Here is a 25,462-nt window from a genome sequence, read left to right on the forward strand (position 1 = left end):
AATTAATTAAATAATCACATATATTTGTTTAATAATTACTAATAGCAATTTTATTTAATTTAAAATCACTCACATGGCTAAACGTACTTTGAAGCAGATTGCACCCTTTCTCATTTTAGCAGCAATAGCCCTTGCTGCTATTTTTATTAAACCTGCAACCGATTTTGAAGACACTTCCAGATACAGTACCGCGGATATTGCCTGGGTTATTGTGGCAGCCGCCCTTGTATTTTTAATGACGCCGGGACTTGCATTTTTTTATGGTGGTATGGTACATCGTAAAAATGTAATATCCACAATGATGAAAAGTGTTGTAGCCGCGGGGGTAGTCAGCGTGCTTTGGATATTTGTAGGTTATAGCCTTTGTTTTGGAGAAGATGTCGGTGGTTTTATCGGTAATCCCTCAACTCACCTCTTTTTTAAAGATGTAAACTCAGGAGAACCCTGGGGTGGGGCGCCAACAATCCCTAAAACATTATTTTCTGTATTCCAGCTCATGTTCGCAATAATTACTCCCGGGCTTGTGGTTGGCGCTGTTGCAGAAAGGATCCGTTTTACTTCATACATCCTTTTTATTGCATTATTCAGCCTGCTCGTTTATGCGCCTTTAGCACACTGGAGCTGGCACCCTGACGGATTCTTATATAAGATGGGGGCGCTCGACTTTGCCGGTGGTACTGTTGTACATATTTCTGCTGGTTGTGCCGCACTTGCAGGAGCATTGGTTTTAAAACGCAGGAAAGCGCATATCGAGCACAAAGAAATTCCACCGGCTAATATCCCGTATGTACTGATTGGTACAGGCTTACTGTGGTTTGGCTGGTTTGGTTTTAATGCAGGTTCTGCGCTTGGAGCAAACGCTTTAGCTGTTTCTGCTTTTGCAACTACCAATACTGCTGCTGCCGCTGCAGGGTTAGGCTGGATGTTTTTTGATGTATTGCGTGGCAAAAAGCCATCTGTAGTTGGTTTTTGCATAGGCGCTGTAGTTGGCCTGGTTGCCATTACACCTGCTGCTGGTTTTGTAGCTATTCCACAAAGTATTTTTATAGGAGTTATTGCCGCAATCATTTCTAACATAGCTGTGTATTACAAACAAAAATCTACTTTGGATGATACACTTGATGTATTCCCCTGCCACGGGCTTGGCGGTATGGTAGGCATGCTGCTCACAGGTGTTTTTGCAACAAAAGCTGTAAATGCCGGTGGCAACGACGGATGGTTTTATGGCAATTCGGCTTTCTTCTTTACACAATTAAAAGCAATGCTCATTTCTGTGGTATACAGTTTCGCCGTGTCTTTTGTGATATTCAAGTTTATCAATTTCATATTGCCTTTGCGTGTCAGCGCTGAAGAGGAGGAACTTGGTCTTGATGCAACCCAGCATAATGAAAAGTATATGCAGGGAACCTTACTGGTACATAGTAATGGCGTAATGCGCGAAGAACAGGTTACTGAATAATGGAGAAGCACTCACAATTAAATTAAACCAGGCTTTATAAAACGAAAAGGTATTGTTTTAAAGTAAACCTCTGACCAGGTTTTAAAACAATACCCTTTCATAACACTTAAAATCAACTGCAATGTTAAGAAAATTTCTGACACTGGCCATTCTCGTGGCATCCTTTTCCAATGCGTTTTCCCAGGATCCTGCTGCAGCGGCAACAGAGCCGGCAAAAGGAGAATTAAAATTCTCTGGTTTTGTTGATGCGTATTACAGGTACAATTTCGCTAATGCAAAAGATCATGAAGCTATTAATAATTATACCAGCTTCACCAATTCACAAAACTCTTTTGAATTAGGAATGGCTTCCATTAAAGCAGATTATACTTACGGTAAAATTGCTGCAACTGTTGATCTTGGCTTTGGCAGCAGGGCAAGGGAATTTTCTTACGCTGAAGATGATGGAATACTACAGGCTATCAAGCAGGCTTATGTAAGCTATTCTCCTACCGACAAAATAAAATTCACTATGGGCAAATGGGGTACTCATGTTGGTTATGAGGTATTAGATCCCCAGTTAAACAGGAATTATAGTATGAGCTATATGTTCTCTTTCGGACCTTTTTCTCATACTGGTATAAAAGCTGATTTCGGTTTGGGAGACAATTTTGGTTTAATGGTTGGTGTTGCAAATCCAAATGATTATTTGTCTGCCAGTTTTGCCAAAAAGAATTTTCTTGCCCAGTTCAGCGCAACGTTCGATAAGTTCAGCGCTTTTCTGAACTATGTAGGCGGAAAAGATCTTGATAATGGAACCGGTAACCAGGTTGCATTAACCATGACAGGTAAAATATCCGATAAATTCAGTCTTGGTTACGACGGAACAGTTAAATCATACAAACCCGATGGCGGCGATGCTGCTTCATGGTGGGGGTCGGCATTATATGTTAACGTTGATCCTACTGATAAATTCGGGCTTACGCTCAGGGGGGAATATTTTGATGATAAAAAGATGGTAACGGATGTAGTCAATACAAGTGTTTTTCAGACTACTTTGTCATTAAATATTAAACCTCATGAAAACATTCTTATTATTCCTGAATTCAGGCTGGACAGTGCAAAAGATCCGGTGTTTACAAAAAATGACGGCGCTGGTTCAAAAAGTACAGGAACATTTCTATTAGCAGCTATTGTATATTTCTAAATCAGTTAGTACTTATCATTTCAACCCTGATCCCCTGAAAATAAGAAATGCTGCATGAAAACAAATGAACACTGAGGAGGAATAAAAAAGTAACCCCCTAAAAAAATATGTATGAATAAGTTCAGCAGTACTGCCCCCTTTCTTTTACTCGCTTTATTTTCTGTGATCGGAATTTTTGTTCCCCTGGTTGCAGACTTTGATGGCTCAGAAGTGTACAACTTCGCTGATATTTCATGGGTAACTATATCAGCTGCCCTCGTATTATTAATGACTCCCGGTCTTGCATTCTTCTATGGTGGAATGGTTGGCAAAAAAAATGTGATTGCTACCATGATGCAAAGTTTTATTGCCACAGGCCTTATCAGTATATTATGGCTGGTGGTAGGCTTTGGTCTCGCTTTCGGTACTTCTATCGGAGGTTTTGTCGGCAACCCTTCAGAATTCCTTTTTATGAAAGGATTAAACGGGCATGCGCCGTGGAGTCTTGCACCAACAATTCCTATTTTGCTTTTTGCATTATTCCAAATGAAGTTTGCGATCATTACCCCTGCGTTGGTAGTGGGCGCAACCGCTGAGCGTATCAAGTTCACTTCATATGTGTTGTTTATGATACTGTTCAGTCTTTTAATTTATGCTCCTATTGCGCACTGGACATGGCACCCTGATGGCTTATTATTTAAAATGGGTGTGCTTGATTTTGCAGGTGGCACTGTAGTGCATATTTCTGCCGGCTGTGCGGCATTAGCCGGCGCTATTGTTTTAAAAAGAAGACAGGCACACATTAATAAAGAACATGTAAAACCTGCAAGAATACCTTATGTTTTATTAGGAACAGGTTTACTGTGGTTTGGTTGGTTTGGTTTTAATGCCGGCTCTGCACTTGGTGCAAACAGCCTTGCGGTTGATGCGTTTGCCAATACCAATACTGCTTCCGCAGCAGCAGGATTGTCGTGGATATTTTTTGATGCTATGCGTGGCAGAAAGCCATCTGCACTTGGCTTTTGTATCGGAGCTGTGGTTGGCCTCGTAGCAATTACGCCGGCTGCCGGTTTTGTTGGCTTGCCACAGAGCTGCTTTATAGGCTTTATAGCTGCAATTATTTCTAATCTTACCATTTACTGGAAAGGCAAGACTACCATTGATGATACACTGGATGTATTTCCCTGCCACGGTGTTGGCGGTATAGTTGGCATGATATGCACAGGTATATTTTCAAGCAAAGCCATTAATCCTGGTGGTACTGACGGATTGTTTTATGGTGGTACCGAATTTTTTATGCACCAGGTATTAGGCTGCATTATTGTAGTAGTATTTTCTTTTGTGATGGGTTTTGTGGTGTTCAAGATCACAGATATTATCCATCCTATAAGAGTGACTGCCGCAGAAGAAGAAATTGGCTTGGATATAACGCAACACGACGAGAAATTATAATTATACAGCCCGTAAAAATATTGTATTAAGATTTTCATAGGGCAAGCAATCGTTAAAGCCTTCCATTTCTATGGAGGGCTTTCGTTTTAAGGGGGCATAAGGCGTAAGGTGTAGGGTATAAGGCCCTACACCTTCCATCTTATACCTCCTCTCATAAATGCATCAAGCTCTCTTCAATCGCTTTAATTTTCGCTTCGGCATCAGCTTTCTTCTTCCTTTCCATTTCAACCACTTCAGGTTTTGCGTTTTGCACAAAACGTTCATTGCTTAATTTCTTTTCTACCGAATTCAAAAATCCTTTTTGATATTCAAGATCTTTCTGCAATTGTTCTTTCTGGGCACTGCTGTCAACAACAATGTCAGACTGAACATAGAACCTGTCTTTTCCTACCACGATGTTTATACAATCCTGTATGGCTTCGTTGGTAACATGTACTGCAGAAGCTTTTACCTGCCTGCTTAATATTGGTATAATGCGCTGGTATGTTTCCGGAATATTGGTTTGTATGTATACGCGTATCTCATCACGCGGTTTAAGCTGGTTTTTTACTTTAGCATCACGCAAAGCAGTAATGGTTTGTTTTAACAGTTCGCCTTCAGCTATATAAGATGGGTTGATTTCTCCCGCTGCAGTATATTGCTTAACACATATATCATCAGTTCTTTCTTCATCAAGCAAATGATACAACTCTTCGGTAATAAAAGGCATAAACGGATGAAGCAACTGCAACAGTTCTGTAAAGAATTCAACTGTTTTGTTGTAAACAGATTGCGCCAGCGGCTGATCCTGCTCAGGCTTGATCCACTCAAGATACCAGCTACAGAAATCATCCCAGATAAGAGAATAGATCGTTTTTAGCGCCTCACTCAGTCTGAATTCACTGATCAGTTTCTCAACAATGGTTTTTGCTTCGTTTAAGCGGCTTTCAAACCATTCAACTGCAAAGCTGTCTTCTTCTGATTTGGTATCGGCTATGCGCTGCTGTAATGATTTTACGAGCTTCAGCGCATTCCATAATTTATTGTTGAAGAATTTTCCCTGTTCGAGCGAAGCCGTGTCAAACAACAGATCATTGCCTGCAGGTGAAGATATCATTATACCAAAGCGAACCGCATCAGCGCCATATGCTTCAATAAGCTGTAAGAGGTCGGGAGAGTTACCCAGGCTTTTGCTCATCTTCCTGCCCAGCTTATCTCTCACCATTCCGGTGAAGTACACATCTTTAAATGGTATAGCTTCAGCCGGAGGTTTTTCTTTATTGTATTCCATGCCGGCCATTACCATACGCGCCACCCAGAAGAAAATAATATCCTGACCAGTTACCAATACTGACGTTGGATAGTAATAATTGATATCCTTATTTCCGGGGTTGGATATGCCTTTAAATACTTCCATTGGCCATAACCACGAAGAGAACCAGGTATCCAGCACATCTTCATCCTGTTTCAGTTCATCAATATTGCCAGTGGTTGTTCCCTGTAAAGATTGCCATTTTTCAAATGCAGCATCTTTATTCTCCGCAACAATTATATTTCCCTTATCATCATACCATGCCGGTATCTGCTGCCCCCACCAAAGCTGGCGGCTGATACACCAGTCTTTCACATTTTCCAGCCAGTATTTGTAAGTAGCCAAAAATTTATCTCCGGGATGTATTTTAATATCGCCTTCTACCACAGCTTTTAACGCAGGCGCAGCCAGCTCCTTCATTTTAAGGAACCATTGCGTTGAAATGCGGGGCTCTACCACAACGCCTGTACGCTGGCTGTAGCCGAGTCTTGTAGTATACTCTTCTTCTTTTACAATAGCTCCTTTTTCTGTAAGTTCTGTAATGATCTTTTTTCTTGCGGTAAACCTGTCTTCGCCAATATATATCTGTGCCGCTTCACTAAGTGTTCCATCTTCATTAAGCGTGTCAACTACTTCGAGGTTGTGTTTTAAGCCAAGATTATAGTCGTTGATGTCGTGCGCCGGGGTAACTTTCAATGCACCTGTTCCAAATGCCGGGTCAACATATGCATCAAAGATGATGGGTATTTTACGATTTATTAAAGGCACATAAGCAAAAGCATTTTTCAGGTGTGCATAGCGCTCATCATCCGGGTTAACGCAGATAGCCGTATCGCCCATAATGGTTTCCGGGCGTTGTGTTGCTATTACAATTCCTTTTTCACCGGTTTGAGGATTGCTGATGGCATTGCCCCGGGCATCCTTAAGCTCATATCTTATATGATATAATTTTCCCTGTATATCCCTATACTCAACTTCCTCATCACTCAAAGCTGTTTTTGCGGATGGGTCCCAGTTGATCATTCTTGCACCACGGTAAATCAATCCTTTATCATACAAATCCACAAACACTTTCATTACCGCCTTATAGTAATCGGGGTCCATCGTAAAGGTAACCCTGCTCCAGTCAACACTGCAACCTAACTTCTCTATTTGGTGATAGATAATGCCGCCATATTTTTCTTTCCACTCAAAAGCGTATTTTAAAAAGGCTTCTCTTGTCAGGGTGTTTTTATCAACCCCCTTTTCCTTAAGCATGCCTACTACTTTTGCCTCTGTAGCAATGGAAGCATGATCGCTGCCGGGCACCCAGCAGGCATTGTACCCGCTCATGCGGGCTCTGCGCACCAGTATATCCTGCACGGTTTCATTAAGTGTATGCCCCATATGCAATACCCCGGTTACGTTTGGCGGTGGTATTACAACGGTAAAAGGTTTTCTCTCATCCGGTGTGCTTTTAAAATATTGCTTTTCTTTCCAGCGTTGGTTCCATTTATCTTCTGCAGATGCGGGAATATAATTTTTGCTTAACTCCATAAATATTTATTCGGGCAGCAAAAGTACGTATAAAACAAAAAAACACTTTCCCGCATGTAGCGAAAAAGTGTCTCCGTCCAAATAATAAATAATTTTTTACCAGGAGAGGTAAGTGATAACAACAATCGCCGTATAAGCGAGAATAACTATTGTAGCGATTTTTGCACTCTCACCTACATGTAATGATGTAAAAAGCTTCATACGCTTGATTTTTAAAGTTAAAAATCAGGACCGGATTACTACAAAGCTTTCAAAGGATGGTTTTATAAAATGATTTAAACTTTTCGGTTGAGGAAATCCATTCGGAAGATACACAATCGTCAGCTATAAATCTAAGTATAGTTCAAAGCTAACTATTTTCCTGCAAATTTGTACCTGTTTATTGTGCTATATGACCAATATTGTTATAAAAATGGGTATTTTCTTCGTTTATAATTGATAATCAGAATTTTATATTTGATTTTTTTGATTGTGCGCAAAGGATTTTATCTTTAGATAATATAAATATCGGGGTGATTTACGCTATAGTAGATATTGAAACCACGGGCGGCTACGCTTCGGCAGGCAGCATAACTGAAGTGGCGGTATATGTGCATGATGGAGAAAAAGTGATAGACAGCTTTGAAACGCTTGTTAATCCCCGGCAACCTATTCCGCTTTTTATTCAGTCGATGACGGGCATTACCAACGAAATGGTGGCCGATGCGCCGGTATTTGAAGCAATAGCGCCACAGGTTTTTGAGCTTTTAAATGATAAGGTATTTGTAGCGCACAATGTTAATTTTGATTTTTCTTTTTTGAATAGCGCATTACAATCCTGCGGGTATCACCTCAATATAAAAAAGCTATGTACTGTAAGGCTCACCAGGAAAATCTTTACAGGATTGCCATCTTACAGTCTTGGCAATATTTGTCGCTCACTTGAAATACCTATTACTAACAGGCACAGGGCTGCGGGCGATGCAATGGCGACGGTTTTCTTATTTGAGCGCTTATTGAAGAACGACCGCCAGAGCTATATATACCAGTTTCTGAAAAAGTCTTCCAAAGAACAGTATCTGCCATTATATCTCCCCAAAGAACAAATTGAGCAATTACCCCGTAAGCCTGGTGTGTATTATTTCAGAGATAAAAAAGGTAAGGTGATTTATGTTGGGAAAGCAAAGAGTTTAAAAAACAGGGTGAGCAGTCACTTTACACATAACGGCACAGGCAGGCAAAAACAGGAGTTCATAAGAAATGTTCATCACATCAGCTACCAGCTTTGCGGAACCGAACTGATGGCAGCAGTGCTTGAAGAAACAGAAATTAAAAAACTCTGGCCCATATATAATACCAGCAGAAAGCAAATTGATTTTCAATACGGATTGTATGTTTTTGAGGACCAGAAAGGATATGCAAGACTTGCTATTGAAAGAAAGCGTAAACATTTAAGACCTGTTTATACTTTCGGATTAATGTGGGAAGGCTATCGCCTGTTATGGAATATGGTAGAGCGTCATCAGCTCTCGCCCAGGCTTTGCTTTCTTGATAAAACAAAAGAAATGGACGAAACGCAGGATGTTGATGATGAACCGGAAATTTATAACAAGCGTGTTGAAGTTGCTTTGCAAACGTTGCACGATGAATTACCAACTTTTGCTGTGATCGGAGATGGTATAGAACCAGATCAGTATAGCTGCCTGCTGATAGAAAGAGGCAGGTTTTATGGTATGGGGTATATATCCAAAGAAATGAAAGTAAAAAAACTCAGTACTATAAAAAAAATCCTAACGCCGTATATTGATAACGATTTTATCCGTGATATGATTTACAGGTACGCAGAAGCCTATCCTGAAAAGCGGATTAGTTTCGGCATACAGTAATTAACTGATCATGCTATTCACCTTGCAGATTTCATTGCATTAACAATGGTAAGATTTTTGTCTTTTGCAAACTTTTTGTATTCAGCAGTTTCACAACCATAGATGGCTATTTTGCCATGCTCATTGCTATGTACACCCCAGCCATATCTTTTTGTGAGAGGTGAAGCGCGGAAGCAGGGTTGACCTTTGGAGAAAAATTTTTCCCTGCTTTCCTTCAATTCACCTTTAGTTAATTCATTTCTATCTGCAAATACCTGGAATAAAATTTCATCTGAAGTATACCTGTAGGGATTTTTGCTCAGGATATCAAACTGCATATTTGCCACAGTCCTTTTGTCTTTTTTTACGGGAGGTATTTCACCAAATGGAGAGGGGCAATCGTCCGCTGTTAAAATAAAAGTGTTGATATAATTGGTAGTGTGCGTTTTCATTGCTGCAGTATTTTATTAAAGCACCAGCCCAAAATAACAGGCACGTATATACAAGATCTTTTTTAAGATAAGGTATACGTGCCTGTACGGTTTATTAAGATTGCTGTTAAGAGCCTTGTGGTCTTTGATTTTGATTATTGAAATACTCCTGCTGTCGTTCAAAATCCTTGTCGTAGGCCTTAATGATCGCTTTTACCAGCCTGTGACGTACCACATCATCTTCATCGAGCTCAATATGCGTAATGCCGTCAATATTCCTTAATATGCGGGTTGCTTTTTCCAAACCGCTTTTTTGATGCTTGGGTAAATCAACCTGTGTAAGATCGCCGGTTATGATTGCTTTTGCATTGGCGCCGATACGCGTTAAGAACATCTTTATCTGTAGATCGGTAGCATTCTGCGCTTCATCAAGAATAATGAAAGCATTATCCAGTGTACGCCCGCGCATATATGCAAGCGGTGCAATTTCAATAACACGGGTGCTCATATAATATCCCAGCTTATCGGCGGGTATCATATCATCCAGCGCGTCATACAATGGGCGCAGGTAGGGATCAATTTTTTCCTTAAGATCGCCAGGCAAAAATCCAAGGCTTTCGCCTGCTTCAACAGCAGGGCGGGTAAGAATGATCTTTTTTACAGATTTGTTTTTTAATGCGCGGACAGCCAGTGCCACAGCAGTATAGGTTTTACCTGTACCAGCGGGTCCTATGGCAAACACGATATCATTCTTATCCGCGGCAGTAACCATTCTTTTTTGATTGGCAGTTCTTGCCCTCACGCTTTTGCCGTTGGGGCCGAATACCAATACATCATTAGGATTTCGTTCCACGAAGTTGTCAACAGTTTCAGCGTCATCTCCGCCCAGTATCTGCTCAAAATAGTTTTCACTTACATTTCCGTTTCTTTCCAGGTACTGTATAAGCAATTCTATTTTTTCTTTAGCCTGACCAATCTGGTCGGGGGCGCCACTCAGCTTTATCTGGGTGCCACGACTTAAAATTTTTAAGAGAGGAAATTTCTTTTTAAGAATATCTAACTTACCGTTATTCACGCCAAAAAATTCTATAGGATTAACGGTCTCCAGGTTAATAATTGTTTCTGTCAATGAGTTTTGATTTTAGGTTTTCAAATAATTGTACAGACTAACACATCCATCTGACCAAATTTAATGAATAGCATTTGAAATAACCAATAATTACTTATTAACAGATGTGGAAATGATTTAAAATCTTGCTAATATTTTCAGGTTGAGTAACCGCGGTGTTAAGCGATTGGGAATAGTATACACTGTATTTGAAAAATCTTTAATGAACATATACGAAATAGTATTTGCCCTGTCTAATAGATTAAATATTTCAAGGCTTGCCCAAATATTGTCGAATTTTCTGAAGGGATTATGACTTCTTCTTGTGCTTTTATCACCATCAAGCAATAAGGCGCTGAATCCAATATCTACCCGTATATACGGATCTATTACCAGCGCATTTCTGTAGCGTACACTGCCAGGAATATTGTACGGCATATTTGTTCCATAAATCATATTCAGGTGTACTTTAAAATTTTCGTTGGTACTTAAATAGTCCTGGAAAAACATACCAAAAGTGAGCAGCCTGTCGGTGGGTCTGCGCACCCATCCTTTATCAAAGCGAACGCTATCTGTTACAACCTGGTTTGTTGATTCGGAATTAATAAATTCTCCATCTGCATTTTTGTACCTGTAATAATAAAAGTCATCAATCTTCTCCATTGTTTTCATTAAACCAATACTAACCCAGCTTTCCGCGTCTTTTACCAGTTCGCTGAAGAGGCGAAGCTCTAACCCTGTTGCATAGGCTTTGGCGTTATTGTTGCCAAGATAGCGTATGCGAACATTATCTATGTCATATGGATCAACATCCCACATATGCTTGTAGTAGGTTTCTATGGTAAATCGTGAGGGGCGGTTCCATGCTTTAAAATTATAGTCTGCGCCAATTACAGCCTGCCAGCTTTTTTGCGCTTTTACATTTGTATTTACTTTGCCGTTATAGCTTCTTAATTCCCTGTAAAATGGTGGTTGATGATATGCGCCAACAGCTAATTTGAAAGCCCAGTCTTTTTTTGCATCCGGCAACCATGATGCCTGTAAACGTGGCGAAACAAGCAATTCCTTATTCAATGAATTGTAATTAAATCTTACACCACCCTGAAGGGTAAAGTTCTGCTTATTACCGAATGCGATATTATCCTGCACATAACCTGATAGTTTATTAATATCAAGATTGGCGGAAGACAGGATTACTTTGCTTAACCGTAATTGATCGCCGGGAGGGTAGGGGAGATTATATCCGGCAGAGTCCTGCGCTTCCCATTCACTAAGGTGATCATTGATCAAAGTCTTTTCAGCGCTTAACCCCCACTGTACATAATGCCTGCCATTATCCCATGTGCCTTTGTGAGATATATTCCAGTTTGCTATGTTGAGTTTATTGCGGGCATGATTCATAAAAACGCCTGCACCCAGTGGATTGGTAATTGAACCGAAGTCTGCACTGCTTTTATCAAAGCTTCTTTCGCCAAACAGGTAAGCCCCCCAGATATCATACAGCTCCTGTTCATTGTTTTCAATCCTGCTGGCAAGCCATTTTAGTTTTATTTTTTTGCTGAGTTGTTGTGTTGCCGCAAAGCCGATCATTGATGTGGTATACCTGTCTTTTTCTTTGCCCTGGAAATAGATGTCTAACCCAAGATTTGCACTGAACAAAGGAGACAGTACGGATGACGTAAGTTTTGCTTCTTCCGGTATCAATGTGAATTTTGTTTGAGAAAAATTTCCCAGCATTTCAAACTGCCATGCCTCATTCAGTTTATATGTAAGCAATGCCTGTATATCCGATGAGGAGGGAACATAGTTCCCCTTTGTTTCCTGGGAGCTGAGCAGGTTCCTGTTTGAGCGGTTGCGCACGCCTATAAGATAGGTGAACTTTTCTTTCTTAGAAATGCCTTCTGTATGAAAACCCTGTTCAAGCAAGCTTATATACGCGGAGCCCCCAAATGATTTTGGTTTCCTGTACTGAATATCCAAAACACTGCTCATTTTATCTCCATACCTCGACTGGAATCCGCCATTATAGAAATTTATACCACCTGTTAGCTCAGGATTAATAAAACTCAATCCTTCCTGCTGCCCGCTTCTTACCAGGTATGGCCTGAAAATTTCAAAGTCATTGATATAAATCAGGTTTTCATCATAATTACCACCCCTTACATTGTATTGAGAAGAAAGCTCGTTATTACTGCCTACTAATATTTTAATCAGGCTTTCAACTCCGCCTGTAGCAGAAGGGGCAGTGAGCGCATATTTCGGGTTGATTCTTACCAGCCCTGCTTCTTTTCTTTCCCGGTTGTCTTTTATTACTACTTCCTGCAGTTGTTTGGCGCTCCTGCTTAACCGGATAATGATTTTTTCTTCTTCGCCGGCATTCAGGTAAAAATTTCTTTGGACCGTATAAAAACCAGAAGATGAAAAGACCAATGCTATGGCTTTTCCTGCAGGCACCTGTATGGTAAATATTCCAGAATCTGAACTGGCAATGCCGGTTTGCCTGCCGAGGATGGTTACAGATACTTTACTTAACGGGCGCTCATTATCATCTACAACCTTACCATAAATGGTGCATGTTTTTTTTTGTGCCAGCACATGAGAAAATGCCAGTACACAGCAGCATAGTAAAATTATTCTGGCAAAATGCATCAGCAAATAACGGCTTTATGCAGGCAATATTACACAATTATACATACCACTTTATCATTTAACCGAAACGGTCTCAAAGTATATTACAAACACCACTAAGTGTTTGTTTGGCCGAACCGTTTCTTTGTGTAAACGCTTTGTGCATTTTGTAGTTAATAACCTTGTTTAATTGCAGGAGAATCCGAGTTAAAAGCCGCTGAGGATATCCCCTGTATATTACTGCAACGCAGCTTTGTTAATTTGAGATACATACCCTTTATTGAAATATAATACCAGGAATATACGAATGTTGTATTTTAGATATACTTAATACTTCTTTATGCAGTTCATCTTCCTGAAATTATATGCGGGATTGTTATTGGTATTTTCATGTGGCTATTTAAATGCACAGGTTGCGGTTCCCGGGCAGCCTTTACCATCGTGGAAAGAAGGAATGCTTGACCTGCATCACATTAATACCGGTTGGGGCGATGCTGCTTTTTATATTTTTCCTGATGGCACAACAATGCTTTTCGATGCAGGTGAAATGAATCCTACGGATGAAAGGGCTTTTACACCAAGAAACGCCCGTATGCGCCCAGATTACAGCAGGCGGCCTTATGAATGGGTAGCATATTATATACAGAAAGTGGCTCCTTTAAAAGAGAAAACAACCATTGATTATGCTGCTATATCACATTTTCATGATGATCATTTCGGAAGTTGGTACCCCGGTGCAAAATTATCTGTTACCGGTAAATATAGCCTTACAGGAATAACAGGTGTAGGAGAGCTTATTCCTATTCAATACCTGCTGGACAGGGGCTATCCTGATTATAATTATCCTTTTGATATGAAGGGATTGCAGGCAGATAAGAACAGCGGTGAAATAAATTTTGCTAAGACCATGCAAAATTATTTTGCTTTTACAGAGGCACGGCAACAGCGTGGGATGAAGATCGGAAGATTAAAAGCCGGTAGCCGTACACAGGTTTCAATGAAACACGCACCGGTAAAATACCCGGAATTTTATGTTCAGAATATTAAAGCAAATGGATTGATATGGAACGGAAAAGATTCTGCCGCGACTGAATTTTTTCCACCTGCTGATACCGCTAACCGGGCTACATGGCCAAGTGAAAACGGGTTGAGCCTGGTGTTTGTAATACACTACGGATCATTTACCTATTATAGCGGAGGAGATTGTGGTGGTATTGTTTCTTATGGAGATGCGGCATGGAAAGATATTGAAACTCCTGTGGCTAAAGTGATAGGAGAGGTGGATGTGGCCACGCTCGACCATCATGGCAACAGGGATGCTGTAAATGAGTTCCAGGTAAAAACATTCAAGCCCAGGGTATGGATACAACAGTCCTGGTCTTCAGATCACCCGGGAGAGGAAGTGTTGCGCAGGCTGACCACTCCTTACCTGTACAAAGAGCCCAGGGATATCTTTACCACAAACATGCTTGATGCAAACAGGTATGTGATAGGTTCACTTATTGATCGTTCTTACAAAAGTTTACAGGGGCATATTGTGGTAAGAGTGATGCCCGGCGGTAAGGAATATTATGTAATTATTTTGGATGACAGTACGCCGGATATGCCTGTAAAAGCTGTATTCGGCCCGTATATATCCAAAATAAAAAAATAATGAGCATAAAAAAACCGGAGTAAATCCGGTTTTATATTTTATTGCTTCATTTTTTTAGCATCTTCAAGGAATTTAGCCAGTCCTATATCTGTAAGCGGATGCTTTAATAAACCAAGAATAGGCTCAAGCGGACAGGTACAAACATCAGCGCCTAATTCAGCGGCTCTTACTATATGCAACGAACTGCGGATAGAAGCAGCAAGTATCTGTGTTTTAAAACCCTGTAAAGAATAAATCTGTGCTATCTGGCCAATGAGTTCCATACCATCCCAGTTACCATCGTCAATCCTGCCTACAAATGGTGATACATATGTTGCGCCGGCTTTAGCGGCAAGAATAGCCTGCCCTGCAGAAAATACAAGTGTACAATTGGTTTTTATACCATTATCGGTAAACCATTTCAATGCTTTTACACCATCTTTTATCATAGGCACTTTTACAACGATATTGGGATGTATTGCAGCAAGTATTTTTCCTTCTTCAACTATCCCGTTAAAATCAGTGGAAATAACTTCCGCGCTTATATCGCCATCTACCATTTCGCAAATGGTTTTATAGTGGTTTCTTACGGCTTCTTCTCCTTTTATGCCTTCTTTTGCCATCAGTGACGGGTTTGTGGTTACACCATCCAGTATACCTAATTCATTAGCTTCTTTAATCTGGGCAAGATTCGCTGTATCAATAAAAAATTTCATAACCTAATAGTTTGTGTTGACTTTTTTAACAGTTTTATAATTAAACGGGCAACGAATATACAAAATAAAAAAGGCAAGTTACTTACATCGCACCGCTACAACCGCCTACCCTTGCTACCTTCCGGTCCTGGGGGAGTTCAGCAGGAGCTGGTCGTATAAGACTTGCCGCCGCAAATATAGGAAAGATATGGTTGAGTGAAAAATTTAAAAGCTGTTATACAGCGGTCAGCTATCAGCTGTCAGTGCCTTGTCTGCTTTCAATCCTGTTCAATAAAATTCCTTTTTTCGACAAATTTATTTCCGGTTTCGATAATGTTACCGGTACAGCCGTAATACTTTTGCGCCCAAATTTACTTATAAATGAAACTAACGTTTTTTGTTGCATCTCTGTTTTGTAGTATTGGTTTATTTGCTCAAAATGGCATTATCAAAGGAATTATTCGTACCTCAGACGGAAAACCTGCCGAATCTGTTTCTGTAACCTTAAAAGGTACCAATAAGGGAACTATAGCAAACAGGCATGGCTATTACGAGATCAGGAATATATTACCAGGAGATTATATTGTAACCACAACATACATTGGGCTTGAAACGAAAGAAACAGCCGTGAAGCTATTGACGGGCCAAACACTGACCGTAGATTTTGAATTAAGGGAAACTGAGAACCAGTTGCGTGAAGTGATCATATCTACCAACCGAATTAAAACAAGCAGTCAGTATGTTGCTAAAATGCCACTCAAAAATCTTGAAAATCCGCAGGTATATAATATTATATCGGCAGATCTCATGAAACAGCAGGCCATCACCAGCTATGATGACGCTTTAAAAAATGTTCCCGGTATCTTTCGCCTTTGGGAATCTACCGGTCGTGATGGCGATGGAGGTTCTTATTTTTCTATACGCGGGTTTGAATCGCAGCTCACCATGCTGAATGGTTTGCCAGGATTGACCAACGGTAATTTAGATCCTGCCAACCTGGAGCGCATAGAAGTGATAAAAGGCCCTTCAGGAACACTATTTGGATCACCGGTAATAAGCTATGGCGGGCTGGTGAATAATGTTACTAAAAAACCATACGACCATTTTGGCGGAGAAGTGGGATATACAGCGGGTAGCTTTGGGTTGAACCGTTTTACGGCAGATATCAATACTCCGTTAGCTAAAGATAATTCCGTAATAATTCGTTTGAACACAGCTTATCAAAGTGAAAACAGTTTCCAGGATCAGGGTTTCAGGAAATCGTTTTTTTTAGCGCCTACCTTATCTTATAAAGCATCAGACCGGCTTTCGTTTTTAATTGTTTCGGAATTTATGCAGGAAGAAAAAACCAACCCGTTAATGATCTTTTTAGGCAGGGAAACTCCTTTGCAGTTTAAAGACCTGGCTGATTTGAATTATAACAGGAAACTATCACTTACCAGTAACGAGCTTTCCATAAAATCGCCCCGCTACAATGTACAGGCACAGATGCTCTATAAATTATCTGATAAATGGACTTCGCAAACAGTAGTTTCAAACGGGCAGGCAAATTCAAACGGGTACTATACCTATCTGTACGATAACCAGGACGGCTTCCGTGATTTCGGATTGTGGGTTACAAAAACCAACTCCACCACCAATACAACTGATATTCAGCAAAATTTTACCGGGGATTTTAAAATCGGGTCTTTCAGGAACAGGCTGCTTTTCGGCTTAGATTATTTTGACAGGAAAACTTCTTCGAACGGAACAGGATATGCAAGAATACATAATGTAAACCTGCAGGGGGAAGTAAACTATCGTGATCCTGATAATCCCGGGGAAGAATTGCCTAATAAAACAACTTTAACCCAACCTTCTGTAGACGCTTTACTTGCTAATACAACTCCTTATCCCTGGGAGCCGAAGGATAAAGCCTACAGCGCTTATGTATCGGATGTTTTTAATATCCTCCCACAACTTTCTGCAATGGCTAGTCTAAGAGTAGACCACTTTAAGAACAGTGAGTTTGGGCAAACTACTTTATCTCCCAAATTTGGCATTAATTACCAGCCAGTAAAAGACCAGGTGGCATTATTTGTAAATTATATGAATGGCTTTAGTAATGTAGCGCCCGGAGCGGTGGCAGATGAGGATGGTGACCCAACAGGCGAAATAAAGAATTTCAGACCCGAACATGCCAACCAGTTTGAAGCCGGCATAAAAACAAACCTGATAAAAGATAAATTAAATGCAACCATAAGCTATTACAATATAACTGTAGATGATGTGGTAATTGCAGACCCAACCAATCCTTACAATACTTTTCAGGGCGGTAAGCAAAGAAATAAAGGCTTTGAAGTAGATATTCAAACAAGCCCTGTAGAAGGCTTAAATATCATTATAGGCTATGCTTATAATGATAGTAAAATACTTGACGGGGAAGATATGCCTACATCATGGTTTGAAGTGGGTAAAAGGCCGTTGGATGCAGGATCTCCTCACCTTGCCAATTTTTGGATCACCTATAAACTTTTAAATACCAAACTGAACGGTTTGGGTATTGGCTTTGGCGGGAATTATGTAGGGGAATACAATACTATCAACCTCTCGGCTACCGGCAATTTTCTAATACCATCATACACATCTTTAAACGGCAGTGTGTTTTATGATGCCGGTAAATTTCGCGTTGGCTTCAACTTAAATAATATTACCAATAAAGGCTATGCCGGCGGATGGAGCACCGTAAACCCGCAAAAAACAAGAAATATTGCTTTAAGCCTGGTGTATAAATTTCAACAGGTACAGTAAATAAATAAACATATTGATTTACCGCTTATTTTATGAGGGGTAAATCAATATGTCCTTCAAATGAAATTGACTGTTTACCCGCATCATATTTAAGTTGTGGAACCACATTAGCTCTAAATCCAACACTCGTAAGTATTTTCCGGGCAATGCATAAGTGTTTTCTTTTGCAACGTATATGGAGTATGCATAAATTTATACACAAACACAATAATTAATAAGGTACTATCACCTATACCTATGATGCGGCGGGTAATAAGCTGAAGAAAACAGTGTTGGAAACAGGGGCAATCGTACCCTATAATGGAACGGATTATACAACCGGTATTACCACCACTACCGTTTATCTCGGTGGAATGGTATATGAAAGCAAAAACTACCAGGATGCTGCGTTAAGTTCGCTTGAATATATAAACAGGCTGCAGTTCATTGGTCATGAAGAAGGCAGGATACGCTTTAAGCCTGAGGATAATACATTTCAGTATGATTATTTCCTGAAAGACCACCTGGGCAATGTGCGGTCTGTAATTACAGAAGAGCTCAGGCAGGATGTATACCCGATTGCCAGTATGGAAACGGCAACATCTGCACTGGAAAATACCTATTACAGCAATATTGATAACAGCCGTTATGCAAGAGCAGGCATCTCCGGTTATCCCACAGACAACACCACTACGCCCAATGATTATGTAGCCAGGACAAATGGCAGCGACAATAAAATTGGTCCCGGCATTTTGCTGAAGGTGATGAGCGGCGATAAGTTCAACATCAGTGTAAAGAGCTGGTATAAGAAGAACGGCGCTACACCGGGAACACCTGTTGATCCCTTATTATCCCTGATCGCAGCGTTATCCTCAGGAGTGAGCGGCGCATCATCGCTGCATGGCACGGCAGGGCAGATAGAGAGCAGCGGAGTGCTTGACCCTGCAGTCAACGGTTTTTTACCTACCCGTGAGTCTCCGGGTACAGACAAGCCCAAAGCATACCTGAACTATATCCTGCTGAATGAGCAGCTGAAATTTGTGAGTGATGAAGGCAGCGGATCAAGCATTGTAGGGGCAGATGAGGAATTTAAAACGCATACCATAACAGATAAGCTGATAACAAAGAACGGATATTTGTATATTTACGTGAGCAATGAAACACCAAACATTAATGTGTTCTTTGACAATTTACAGGTGAACCTGAAGCGGGGGATGTTACTGGAGGAGACGCATTATTATCCGTTCGGACTTACCATGGCGGGGATTAGCTCCAAGGCATTAGCGTTCGGGGAGCCTGAGAATAAATACAAGTATAACGGTAAGGAGGAACAACGTAAAGAGTTCAGTGATGGCAGTGGGTTGGAGTGGCTGGATTATGGAGCGAGAATGTATGATAACCAAATTGGGCGGTGGCATGCCATTGATCCGTTGGCGGATGAGTATAGAAAATGGTCGCCTTACAACTATGCGTTGAATAATCCATTAAGATTTATTGATCCAGATGGAATGGGAGTAACAGGTGATTATTATAAACGTGATGGAACATATTTAGGAACAGATCATATTGATGACGATAAGACCTATGTTGTTGATGATAATGCGATTACAAGTAGGGTTTCTGATGATACAAAAACTACATACACCTTTAATAAAAGTGGGGTTACTGATTTAAATATATCACATCAAGTTTTTATAGCTTTTGCATCGCTTATTAATACAGAATCTAGTGGTTCAAAAGATGAATCATATGCAATTGGAAATGTTACAATGAATTTTATAGATCAGGGTGGTTCATCACAATTAAAAACATTAGAGGATGTTGCAATGTACGATAACCGCTTTGCCCAAGGTGCAACCCAGAAGGACTACGACGCATTCACAGCACTAACGCCTCGGGAACAAAATGCCAAATTTGCCGTTGGAGCCGCAATAAATGCTATAGGCAATAGTCAAGGATTGCCAGGATATAGTGATTATTCAGGCGGCGCTAATTCATGGGATGGAATAGACTTAATAGCATCTTCTTGGAAGAATCCACACAGAAATTACACATGGAGTTCGGATTCAAAAGAATTACTAAGAACCTTTAAAAAAGATAATAATGGAGGGGTGAATGTAAACGGCTTTACTTATAAAGACAGTGGATATCAAATATCGGCCAAAAAAATTATTGGTAAAACTTTATACACTAGTTTGCAAGGAGGCAGAGGTGAGAAAAAAGAAAGTTCAATCAGGTTTAGATAAGCAAAAATAGATATTCATGAACCTTATAAATAAACAAAGTATTAAGCTACTCATTCTTATATTCTCTTTTGCCATGTCGTGTCGGGATCAGAACGGTAACTTTAAACAAAATGAGGAACCGACTTATTTAGGAGGAAGTTTGAAAGATGCTTATACAGACACGATTGCAAAGAATTCTATTTTTAAAAAATGGCTAGTTGATACCCTTAAGATTATCGATTTTTCTAAGACAGAATTGCAAACTCAAAGTAGTGGTAAAATAGAAAATGTCATAGTCTCGCAAGATTCATTAGATTTATCTATAGTAAGAGGTTATGATGTAACTTATCCTATAGGCATATCAAAAAATCCGGATGCCAATTTAGAAATGGTATTATCGCTTTTGGATCAGTATGGTGAATTACCAAGGTCGCAGAGTAAAATAGAGTTTGATATATTACTATATTATGCTGTTTCTCCTGTGCCAGAATTGTCTTATGATATGAGTATAGAAGTAAAACGGCTTTTGATATCAGATGTTTCTAAAATGACAAGTTCTGAATATAGTATTGTAAATGGTAGATTAGATCACAAGATTGTTGTTTGGTCAAGTGTGAAAGGCACAAAAAAAACTGAATACATAGATTTTATTTGGGAAAATAACACATTGATCAAAAAAAAACGCAATTAATAGTTTATCTGATCCAAGCAGTCGCAAGCACCCACTTGTGGCGTGAGTTAACAAAGTAATACTATAAAAACAGCCCGGCAACGCCGGGCTGTTGCATTTTATGAGGCATACGCCTGTTGTGTATTAAAGTCTCTTATGTAGGCTGTAATCATTTTTAGCAAAAGCGGGATAAAAGTACCACTGATTACTGATATAGTAACTCCAAAAAATTTAGAATATTAAAATCCAGTTATGCGATGACACTATTGAGCATTTTATTCATTTTGTGTTATATTGGTAAAATGCTACTTCATCAGTATGTGGCAAAAAAAAACGGAGATAAGTTAGTGATTAGTGCTTTAGGGAGTACATCATCCAACTTATTTTGGTTTTACACAAAGCCAGTTTCAAAGCAGACTGTCCATTTGAAACGACTCGTTAATATTTTGTTTGCTAGTTGTTTTATTTTGATAATAATTAGCTTGTTTATTAAATTTCAATTATGAAATGCTTTTTAATTTTTTTATTTCTCTTTTGCTTTAATAGTTGTTTTTGCCAGTTTTGGGGAGACTCAACTATACTTCACCAGGACATATTTTATACAGTTGAAAAAAATCCTCAATTCGGTAATAGTGTGAACGAGTATTATAAATTTATTGCTGATAATTTACTCATTGAGAGTGGCACCATTGTTTCATTAATGAAAAATGTCGTAACTGTAAAGATTGTTGTAAGCAAATCGGGCAAAATAGTCTATGCAGAGGTCACCGATGGTATAAATGAAACTTGTAATAGAGCAGTTTTAGATTTGATAAAGAAAATGCCATCATGGTCTCCTGGAAAACAAAATGGCAAACCGGTTTCATGCTTTGTTAATTTACCAATCTTAATTATCTAATTTAATTTTCACGGAGCTGGCGCAGGTCTGAGGCGATGTGTGTATGTAAGCAACGAAAGTCCCGTTGACGTATTCTTTCCTTCTGCGCAGTTTTTATGTTTGAAATGGAATTATAAGGTGGGACACGAACCACGGCGGGTAAACTTTATACACCAGTTTGCAAGGAGGCAGAGGTGAGAAAAAAGAAAGTTCAATCAGGTTTAGATAAGCAAAAATAGATATTCATGAACCTTATAAATAAACAAAGTATTAAGCTACTCAGAGTTAGTGATAGGGAAGAATTGTGCATGGAAAAAAGATATTAATACCAACCGCTATGCAAGAACAGGCATCTCCGGTTATCCCACAGACAACACCACTACTGCCAATGATTATGTAGCCAGGACAAATGGCAGCGACAATAAAATTGGTCCCGGCATTTTGCTGAAGGTGATGAGCGGCGATAAGTTCAACATCAGTGTAAAGAGCTGGTATAAGAAGAACGGCGCTACACCGGGAACACCTGTTGATCCCTTATTATCCCTGATAGCAGCGTTATCCTCAGGAGTGAGCGGCGCATCATCGCTGCATGGCACGGCAGGGCAGATAGAAAGCAGCGGAGTGCTTGATCCTGCAGTAAACGGTTTTTTACCTACCCGTGAGTCTCCGGGTACAGACAAGCCTAAAGCATACCTGAACTATATCCTGCTGAATGAGCAGCTGAAATTTGTGAGTGATGAAGGCAGCGGATCGAGCATTGTAGGGGCAGACGAGGAATTTAAAACGCATACCATAACAGAAAAGCTGGTAACCAAGAACGGATATTTGTATATTTACGTGAGCAATGAAACACCAAACATTAATGTGTTCTTTGACAATTTGCAGGTGAACCTGAAGCGGGGGATGTTACTGGAGGAGACGCATTATTATCCGTTCGGCTTGACAATGGCGGGGATATCATCAAAGGCTCTGAACAATGCAGTAGAAAATAAGTATAGATTTAATGGTGGAAATGAACTGCAGAATAAGGAGTTTAGTGATGGCAGTGGGTTGGACTGGTATGATGCAACACACAGGATGCTTGATGCGCAGATTGGACGCTTCCATCAAGTTGATCCACTCACGGACGAAGGAGGGCAAGAAAGTTTAACTCCTTATCAGTTTTCATATAATAATCCAGTTCGCTATAATGACCCTGATGGTCAATGTCCTAATTGCCTTATCGGAGCATTAGTCGGCGCTGCAGTTGATTATGCTACGCAAGTTGCTACACATCGTTTGCAAGGTAAATCATGGAGTGAATCGTTAACACAAGTTGATGGTACTTCGATAGCTATATCTGCTGGGGCAGGCGCTTTATCAAGTGGTGCATCTGCTTTTGTCCCTAAAAGCGCAGCAGGTAAGGTTGTTGGTGAAGTTATCACAACAACTATTGATGCAGGAGAGTCTGTATTAAAACAATATAATGAGGGGTCTCAGCAGGGAAAAAGTTTTTCTGAATCAGTTTCTCTTTCTCAAACGGCTTCAGATGTTGTTGCGAATAAAGTAGCGGGCAAACTGACAGAAAATGTTCAAGTAAATTCTAGTAGCACGATCAAATCTACAGAGAGGCAGTTAGACAGGGCAGAACGTGTTGCTGCGGGAGATCCGTCAAGTACAGGTAGGGCTGCAACTGTTAATAAGTTGGAAAACAAATTAACTACTCAAAATAGAGTTAACCAAGCGACAAATCAAGCAGCTACCGGTGTGGTCTCAGCTACTATTCAGGGAACAGCTTCTGCAGCACAAGGTTCTCAGCAGCCACCACAACTACCGAAGGTTAATTATAATCCGGCAGATAATACAGCTGTTAGAAGACCAGTCATATATCCTTTAAGATAAGTTATTATGAAGTTAATTTTTTGGGGAGGAGTGTTGCTTTTTTTGGGTTCTATCGCTTTACTTATAAGCAATTATGATAGTATAAAAGTGGAAAGGAGCGGGCGTATTGTCAAAATGCGCATTGAAGAATTACCCAACTCCTGTTTAGGGACTAAGGTGAAGCATTTTGTAACATTGAGTTATAATAGTGAAGCCTACATAAAACGGATAGGTGGGAAGTTTTGTGAAGAGCATAGTATTGGTGAGTTAATTGACATGAAAGTCTTGGAGGGGTCAACTATTGTTTTGTTTCCACAGGAATCAGTATTAAGAAATTTGGTTTCATTTGGAATGTTGGGGTTGCTTGGATTAGTAATGATTATATCTCAATGGAAAAAAGTATGGAGAAAATAAAAATACTACTATTGATTGTGTCGGTTGCTTTGTGCAAGTTTGTAAGTGGTCAGAATTTTGAAGGTGAAATAATATATAGCAATACTTTCAAAAGCAAGCTGCCAAATTTTACTGATGAACAATTACAATTGTTGATCGGAGATAAGCAGGAATATTTTATAAAGGAAGGTAATTATAAATCTCTTTCGAATGGGCAGGCTCTAACGGTACAATTATATGATGACAAAACAAACCGGATATATAATAAAACACCAAAGTCAGATACATTATATTGGTTTGATGCCTCTGTAAATACTGATACAGTTATAAGTTTTGAAATAAAGAAAAATGTAGAAAAAATATTAGGCTACGAGTGTGACGCCATCATTATGAAAACAAAAACAGGGACAACCACCATTTATTACAACGCAAAATACAAAGTTGATAATAGGCCCTACACAAAGCATAATTATAGCAATTGGGCATTCTATGTTAATCAAACCAAGGCACTACCATTAAAAACAGTAGTTGAAACAAATCATTTAAAATGGAAAGTACGGCTGTTGAAATTAAGCCTATAAATTTTGAGACTGGTTTTTTTGATATTGATCCTAAAGCGCCAGTTAAAAAAAGTTAGTATATATAGGATACGTTTGGCTGCTGATGCTGGTAATACTTTACAATTAGGAATGGCTTTGCACAGATTGGGTGATAGTTATGCTCACACCAAACGAAGTAACAAGAATAAAATGTATAATCCGGGCTACGGTCATATCTTTAGTGGTGATGGTGGACATGGTGCAGATAAGATTGCTAACAGGCCTGAATTATATAAAGCGTATACAGAGCATCTTGCAAAAGCCTTAGGTGGGCGTTTAGGTTTTGAAGGGGGACTTGATATGTTTACATTTAACCCTTCGCCGTGGTTCGTGTCCCACCATAGTCGTTAAGCTAAGAAGAAAAGTGGAGCTAACTAATTGATAATGAATAACTCCTCGTGGGGAGTTGTTTTTTTATTTTCTCCTCATTGTAGTATTATTTAAGGGCATGAAGTAAGGGGAATTTGTATAATACATGCCCGTTGCAAAAGTAAGCATTTACTACCTAAGAGGAGAAACCAATTAACCATTCGCAGAGAAATTTTATTAGAAGAACATGCTGCAGATATTTCTGCCAACATCAAGGGCTTCCTTTGCTCTGCACAGGCAGAGAAAATAGGCAGGCAAACAGGATTTATTAAAAGAAGCAGTGGCAAAATAACAGCACAGGCTTTTTTAACTACACTAATGGTAGCCGATAGCCCCCAGGGTCAAATAAGCTTGCCGGATCTGACGGCAGAGCTCAGGCAGGCTCATGGTATAGAAATAAGTAAGGAAGCCCTGCACCAGCGCTTCAGTGTTCAGGCGGTTAATTTTCTTGAAAAAGT

At 39.8% G+C, this 25,462-nt stretch carries 18 protein-coding genes and 1 other RNA gene; 13 read left to right on the forward strand and 6 right to left on the reverse strand.

From position 1 onward, the window contains the following. The first annotated feature begins 73 nt into the window (after positions 1 to 73). The 3 genes from DC498_RS13760 to DC498_RS13770 all read left to right on the forward strand — a co-directional run bounded on the left by DC498_RS13760 (position 74) and on the right by DC498_RS13770 (position 4,076). A complete protein-coding gene (locus tag DC498_RS13760) occupies positions 74 to 1,459 on the forward strand; it encodes an ammonium transporter (RefSeq protein WP_116874737.1) in 1,386 nt (461 codons plus the stop codon). A gap of 121 nt (positions 1,460 to 1,580) precedes the next feature. Beyond that, on the forward strand, positions 1,581 to 2,645 hold the full coding sequence (locus tag DC498_RS13765; protein ID WP_116874738.1) for a porin: 1,065 nt from the start codon (positions 1,581 to 1,583) through the stop codon (positions 2,643 to 2,645). A 111-nt stretch (positions 2,646 to 2,756) separates the two neighbouring features. Further along, positions 2,757 to 4,076, forward strand: coding sequence for an ammonium transporter (locus DC498_RS13770; protein WP_116874739.1), 1,320 nt, complete (start codon positions 2,757 to 2,759; stop codon positions 4,074 to 4,076). A 151-nt stretch (positions 4,077 to 4,227) separates the two neighbouring features. On the opposite strand, the gene DC498_RS13775 is transcribed toward DC498_RS13770, so the two are convergent. Next, positions 4,228 to 6,903: a valine--tRNA ligase gene (locus DC498_RS13775; RefSeq protein ID WP_116874740.1), complete on the reverse strand. Its 2,676-nt coding sequence runs from the start codon at positions 6,901 to 6,903 to the stop codon at positions 4,228 to 4,230. A 512-nt stretch (positions 6,904 to 7,415) separates the two neighbouring features. Between DC498_RS13775 and DC498_RS13780 the strand changes: the two genes are divergently transcribed. Beyond that, positions 7,416 to 8,768: an exonuclease domain-containing protein gene (locus DC498_RS13780; RefSeq protein WP_240628016.1), complete on the forward strand. Its 1,353-nt coding sequence runs from the start codon at positions 7,416 to 7,418 to the stop codon at positions 8,766 to 8,768. A 17-nt stretch (positions 8,769 to 8,785) separates the two neighbouring features. Here DC498_RS13780 and DC498_RS13785 read toward each other — a convergent pair whose 3' ends face one another. The 3 genes from DC498_RS13785 to DC498_RS13795 form a co-directional block, all read right to left on the reverse strand. Beyond that, positions 8,786 to 9,199, reverse strand: coding sequence for a DUF6157 family protein (locus DC498_RS13785; RefSeq protein ID WP_116874741.1), 414 nt, complete (start codon positions 9,197 to 9,199; stop codon positions 8,786 to 8,788). Between the two features lie 106 nt (positions 9,200 to 9,305). Next, positions 9,306 to 10,307 carry a PhoH family protein gene (locus DC498_RS13790; RefSeq protein ID WP_116874742.1) on the reverse strand — a complete coding sequence of 334 codons (1,002 nt, stop codon included), beginning with the start codon at positions 10,305 to 10,307 and terminating at the stop codon, positions 9,306 to 9,308. 117 nt (positions 10,308 to 10,424) lie between these two features. Then, positions 10,425 to 12,935 (reverse strand): TonB-dependent receptor, encoded by a 2,511-nt coding sequence (locus DC498_RS13795; RefSeq protein WP_116874743.1) that lies wholly within the window; start codon positions 12,933 to 12,935, stop codon positions 10,425 to 10,427. Between the two features lie 319 nt (positions 12,936 to 13,254). Between DC498_RS13795 and DC498_RS13800 the strand changes: the two genes are divergently transcribed. After that, positions 13,255 to 14,568 carry a ComEC/Rec2 family competence protein gene (locus DC498_RS13800; protein ID WP_116874744.1) on the forward strand — a complete coding sequence of 438 codons (1,314 nt, stop codon included), beginning with the start codon at positions 13,255 to 13,257 and terminating at the stop codon, positions 14,566 to 14,568. Between the two features lie 38 nt (positions 14,569 to 14,606). On the opposite strand, the gene fsa is transcribed toward DC498_RS13800, so the two are convergent. Together fsa and ffs are read right to left on the reverse strand one after the other, a co-directional pair. After that, positions 14,607 to 15,263, reverse strand: coding sequence for a fructose-6-phosphate aldolase (fsa, locus tag DC498_RS13805; RefSeq protein ID WP_116874745.1), 657 nt, complete (start codon positions 15,261 to 15,263; stop codon positions 14,607 to 14,609). Between the two features lie 68 nt (positions 15,264 to 15,331). Next, positions 15,332 to 15,431, reverse strand: an RNA gene (ffs, locus tag DC498_RS13810) — signal recognition particle sRNA small type. Between the two features lie 192 nt (positions 15,432 to 15,623). Here ffs and DC498_RS13815 point away from each other — a divergent pair. From DC498_RS13815 to DC498_RS13850, 8 genes are all read left to right on the forward strand, one after another. Then, complete coding sequence (locus tag DC498_RS13815) at positions 15,624 to 18,032, forward strand: TonB-dependent receptor (RefSeq protein WP_116874746.1); 2,409 nt, start codon at positions 15,624 to 15,626, stop codon at positions 18,030 to 18,032. Positions 18,033 to 18,301: 269 nt separating this feature from the next. After that, the gene (locus DC498_RS13820; protein WP_206197616.1) at positions 18,302 to 20,257 is read left to right on the forward strand and encodes an RHS repeat-associated core domain-containing protein; all 1,956 of its coding nucleotides are present in this window, start codon (positions 18,302 to 18,304) and stop codon (positions 20,255 to 20,257) included. A gap of 16 nt (positions 20,258 to 20,273) precedes the next feature. Next, positions 20,274 to 20,927 carry a hypothetical protein gene (locus DC498_RS13825; protein WP_116874747.1) on the forward strand — a complete coding sequence of 218 codons (654 nt, stop codon included), beginning with the start codon at positions 20,274 to 20,276 and terminating at the stop codon, positions 20,925 to 20,927. 481 nt (positions 20,928 to 21,408) lie between these two features. Next, positions 21,409 to 21,804, forward strand: coding sequence for an energy transducer TonB (locus DC498_RS13830; RefSeq protein ID WP_116874748.1), 396 nt, complete (start codon positions 21,409 to 21,411; stop codon positions 21,802 to 21,804). 267 nt (positions 21,805 to 22,071) lie between these two features. Next, positions 22,072 to 23,664, forward strand: coding sequence for an RHS repeat-associated core domain-containing protein (locus DC498_RS13835; protein WP_116874749.1), 1,593 nt, complete (start codon positions 22,072 to 22,074; stop codon positions 23,662 to 23,664). 6 nt (positions 23,665 to 23,670) lie between these two features. After that, the gene (locus tag DC498_RS13840; RefSeq protein WP_116874750.1) at positions 23,671 to 24,057 is read left to right on the forward strand and encodes a hypothetical protein; all 387 of its coding nucleotides are present in this window, start codon (positions 23,671 to 23,673) and stop codon (positions 24,055 to 24,057) included. Continuing rightward, the gene (locus DC498_RS13845; RefSeq protein WP_133176853.1) at positions 24,045 to 24,617 is read left to right on the forward strand and encodes a hypothetical protein; all 573 of its coding nucleotides are present in this window, start codon (positions 24,045 to 24,047) and stop codon (positions 24,615 to 24,617) included. Before DC498_RS13840 ends, DC498_RS13845 begins: the two co-directional genes overlap by 13 nt. 108 nt (positions 24,618 to 24,725) lie before the next feature. Then, positions 24,726 to 24,986 (forward strand): hypothetical protein, encoded by a 261-nt coding sequence (locus DC498_RS13850; RefSeq protein ID WP_133176854.1) that lies wholly within the window; start codon positions 24,726 to 24,728, stop codon positions 24,984 to 24,986. Positions 24,987 to 25,462: the final 476 nt, after the last annotated feature.

It is taken from the genome of Terrimonas sp., from assembly GCF_003075435.1.
Classification (GTDB): domain Bacteria; phylum Bacteroidota; class Bacteroidia; order Chitinophagales; family Chitinophagaceae; genus Agriterribacter.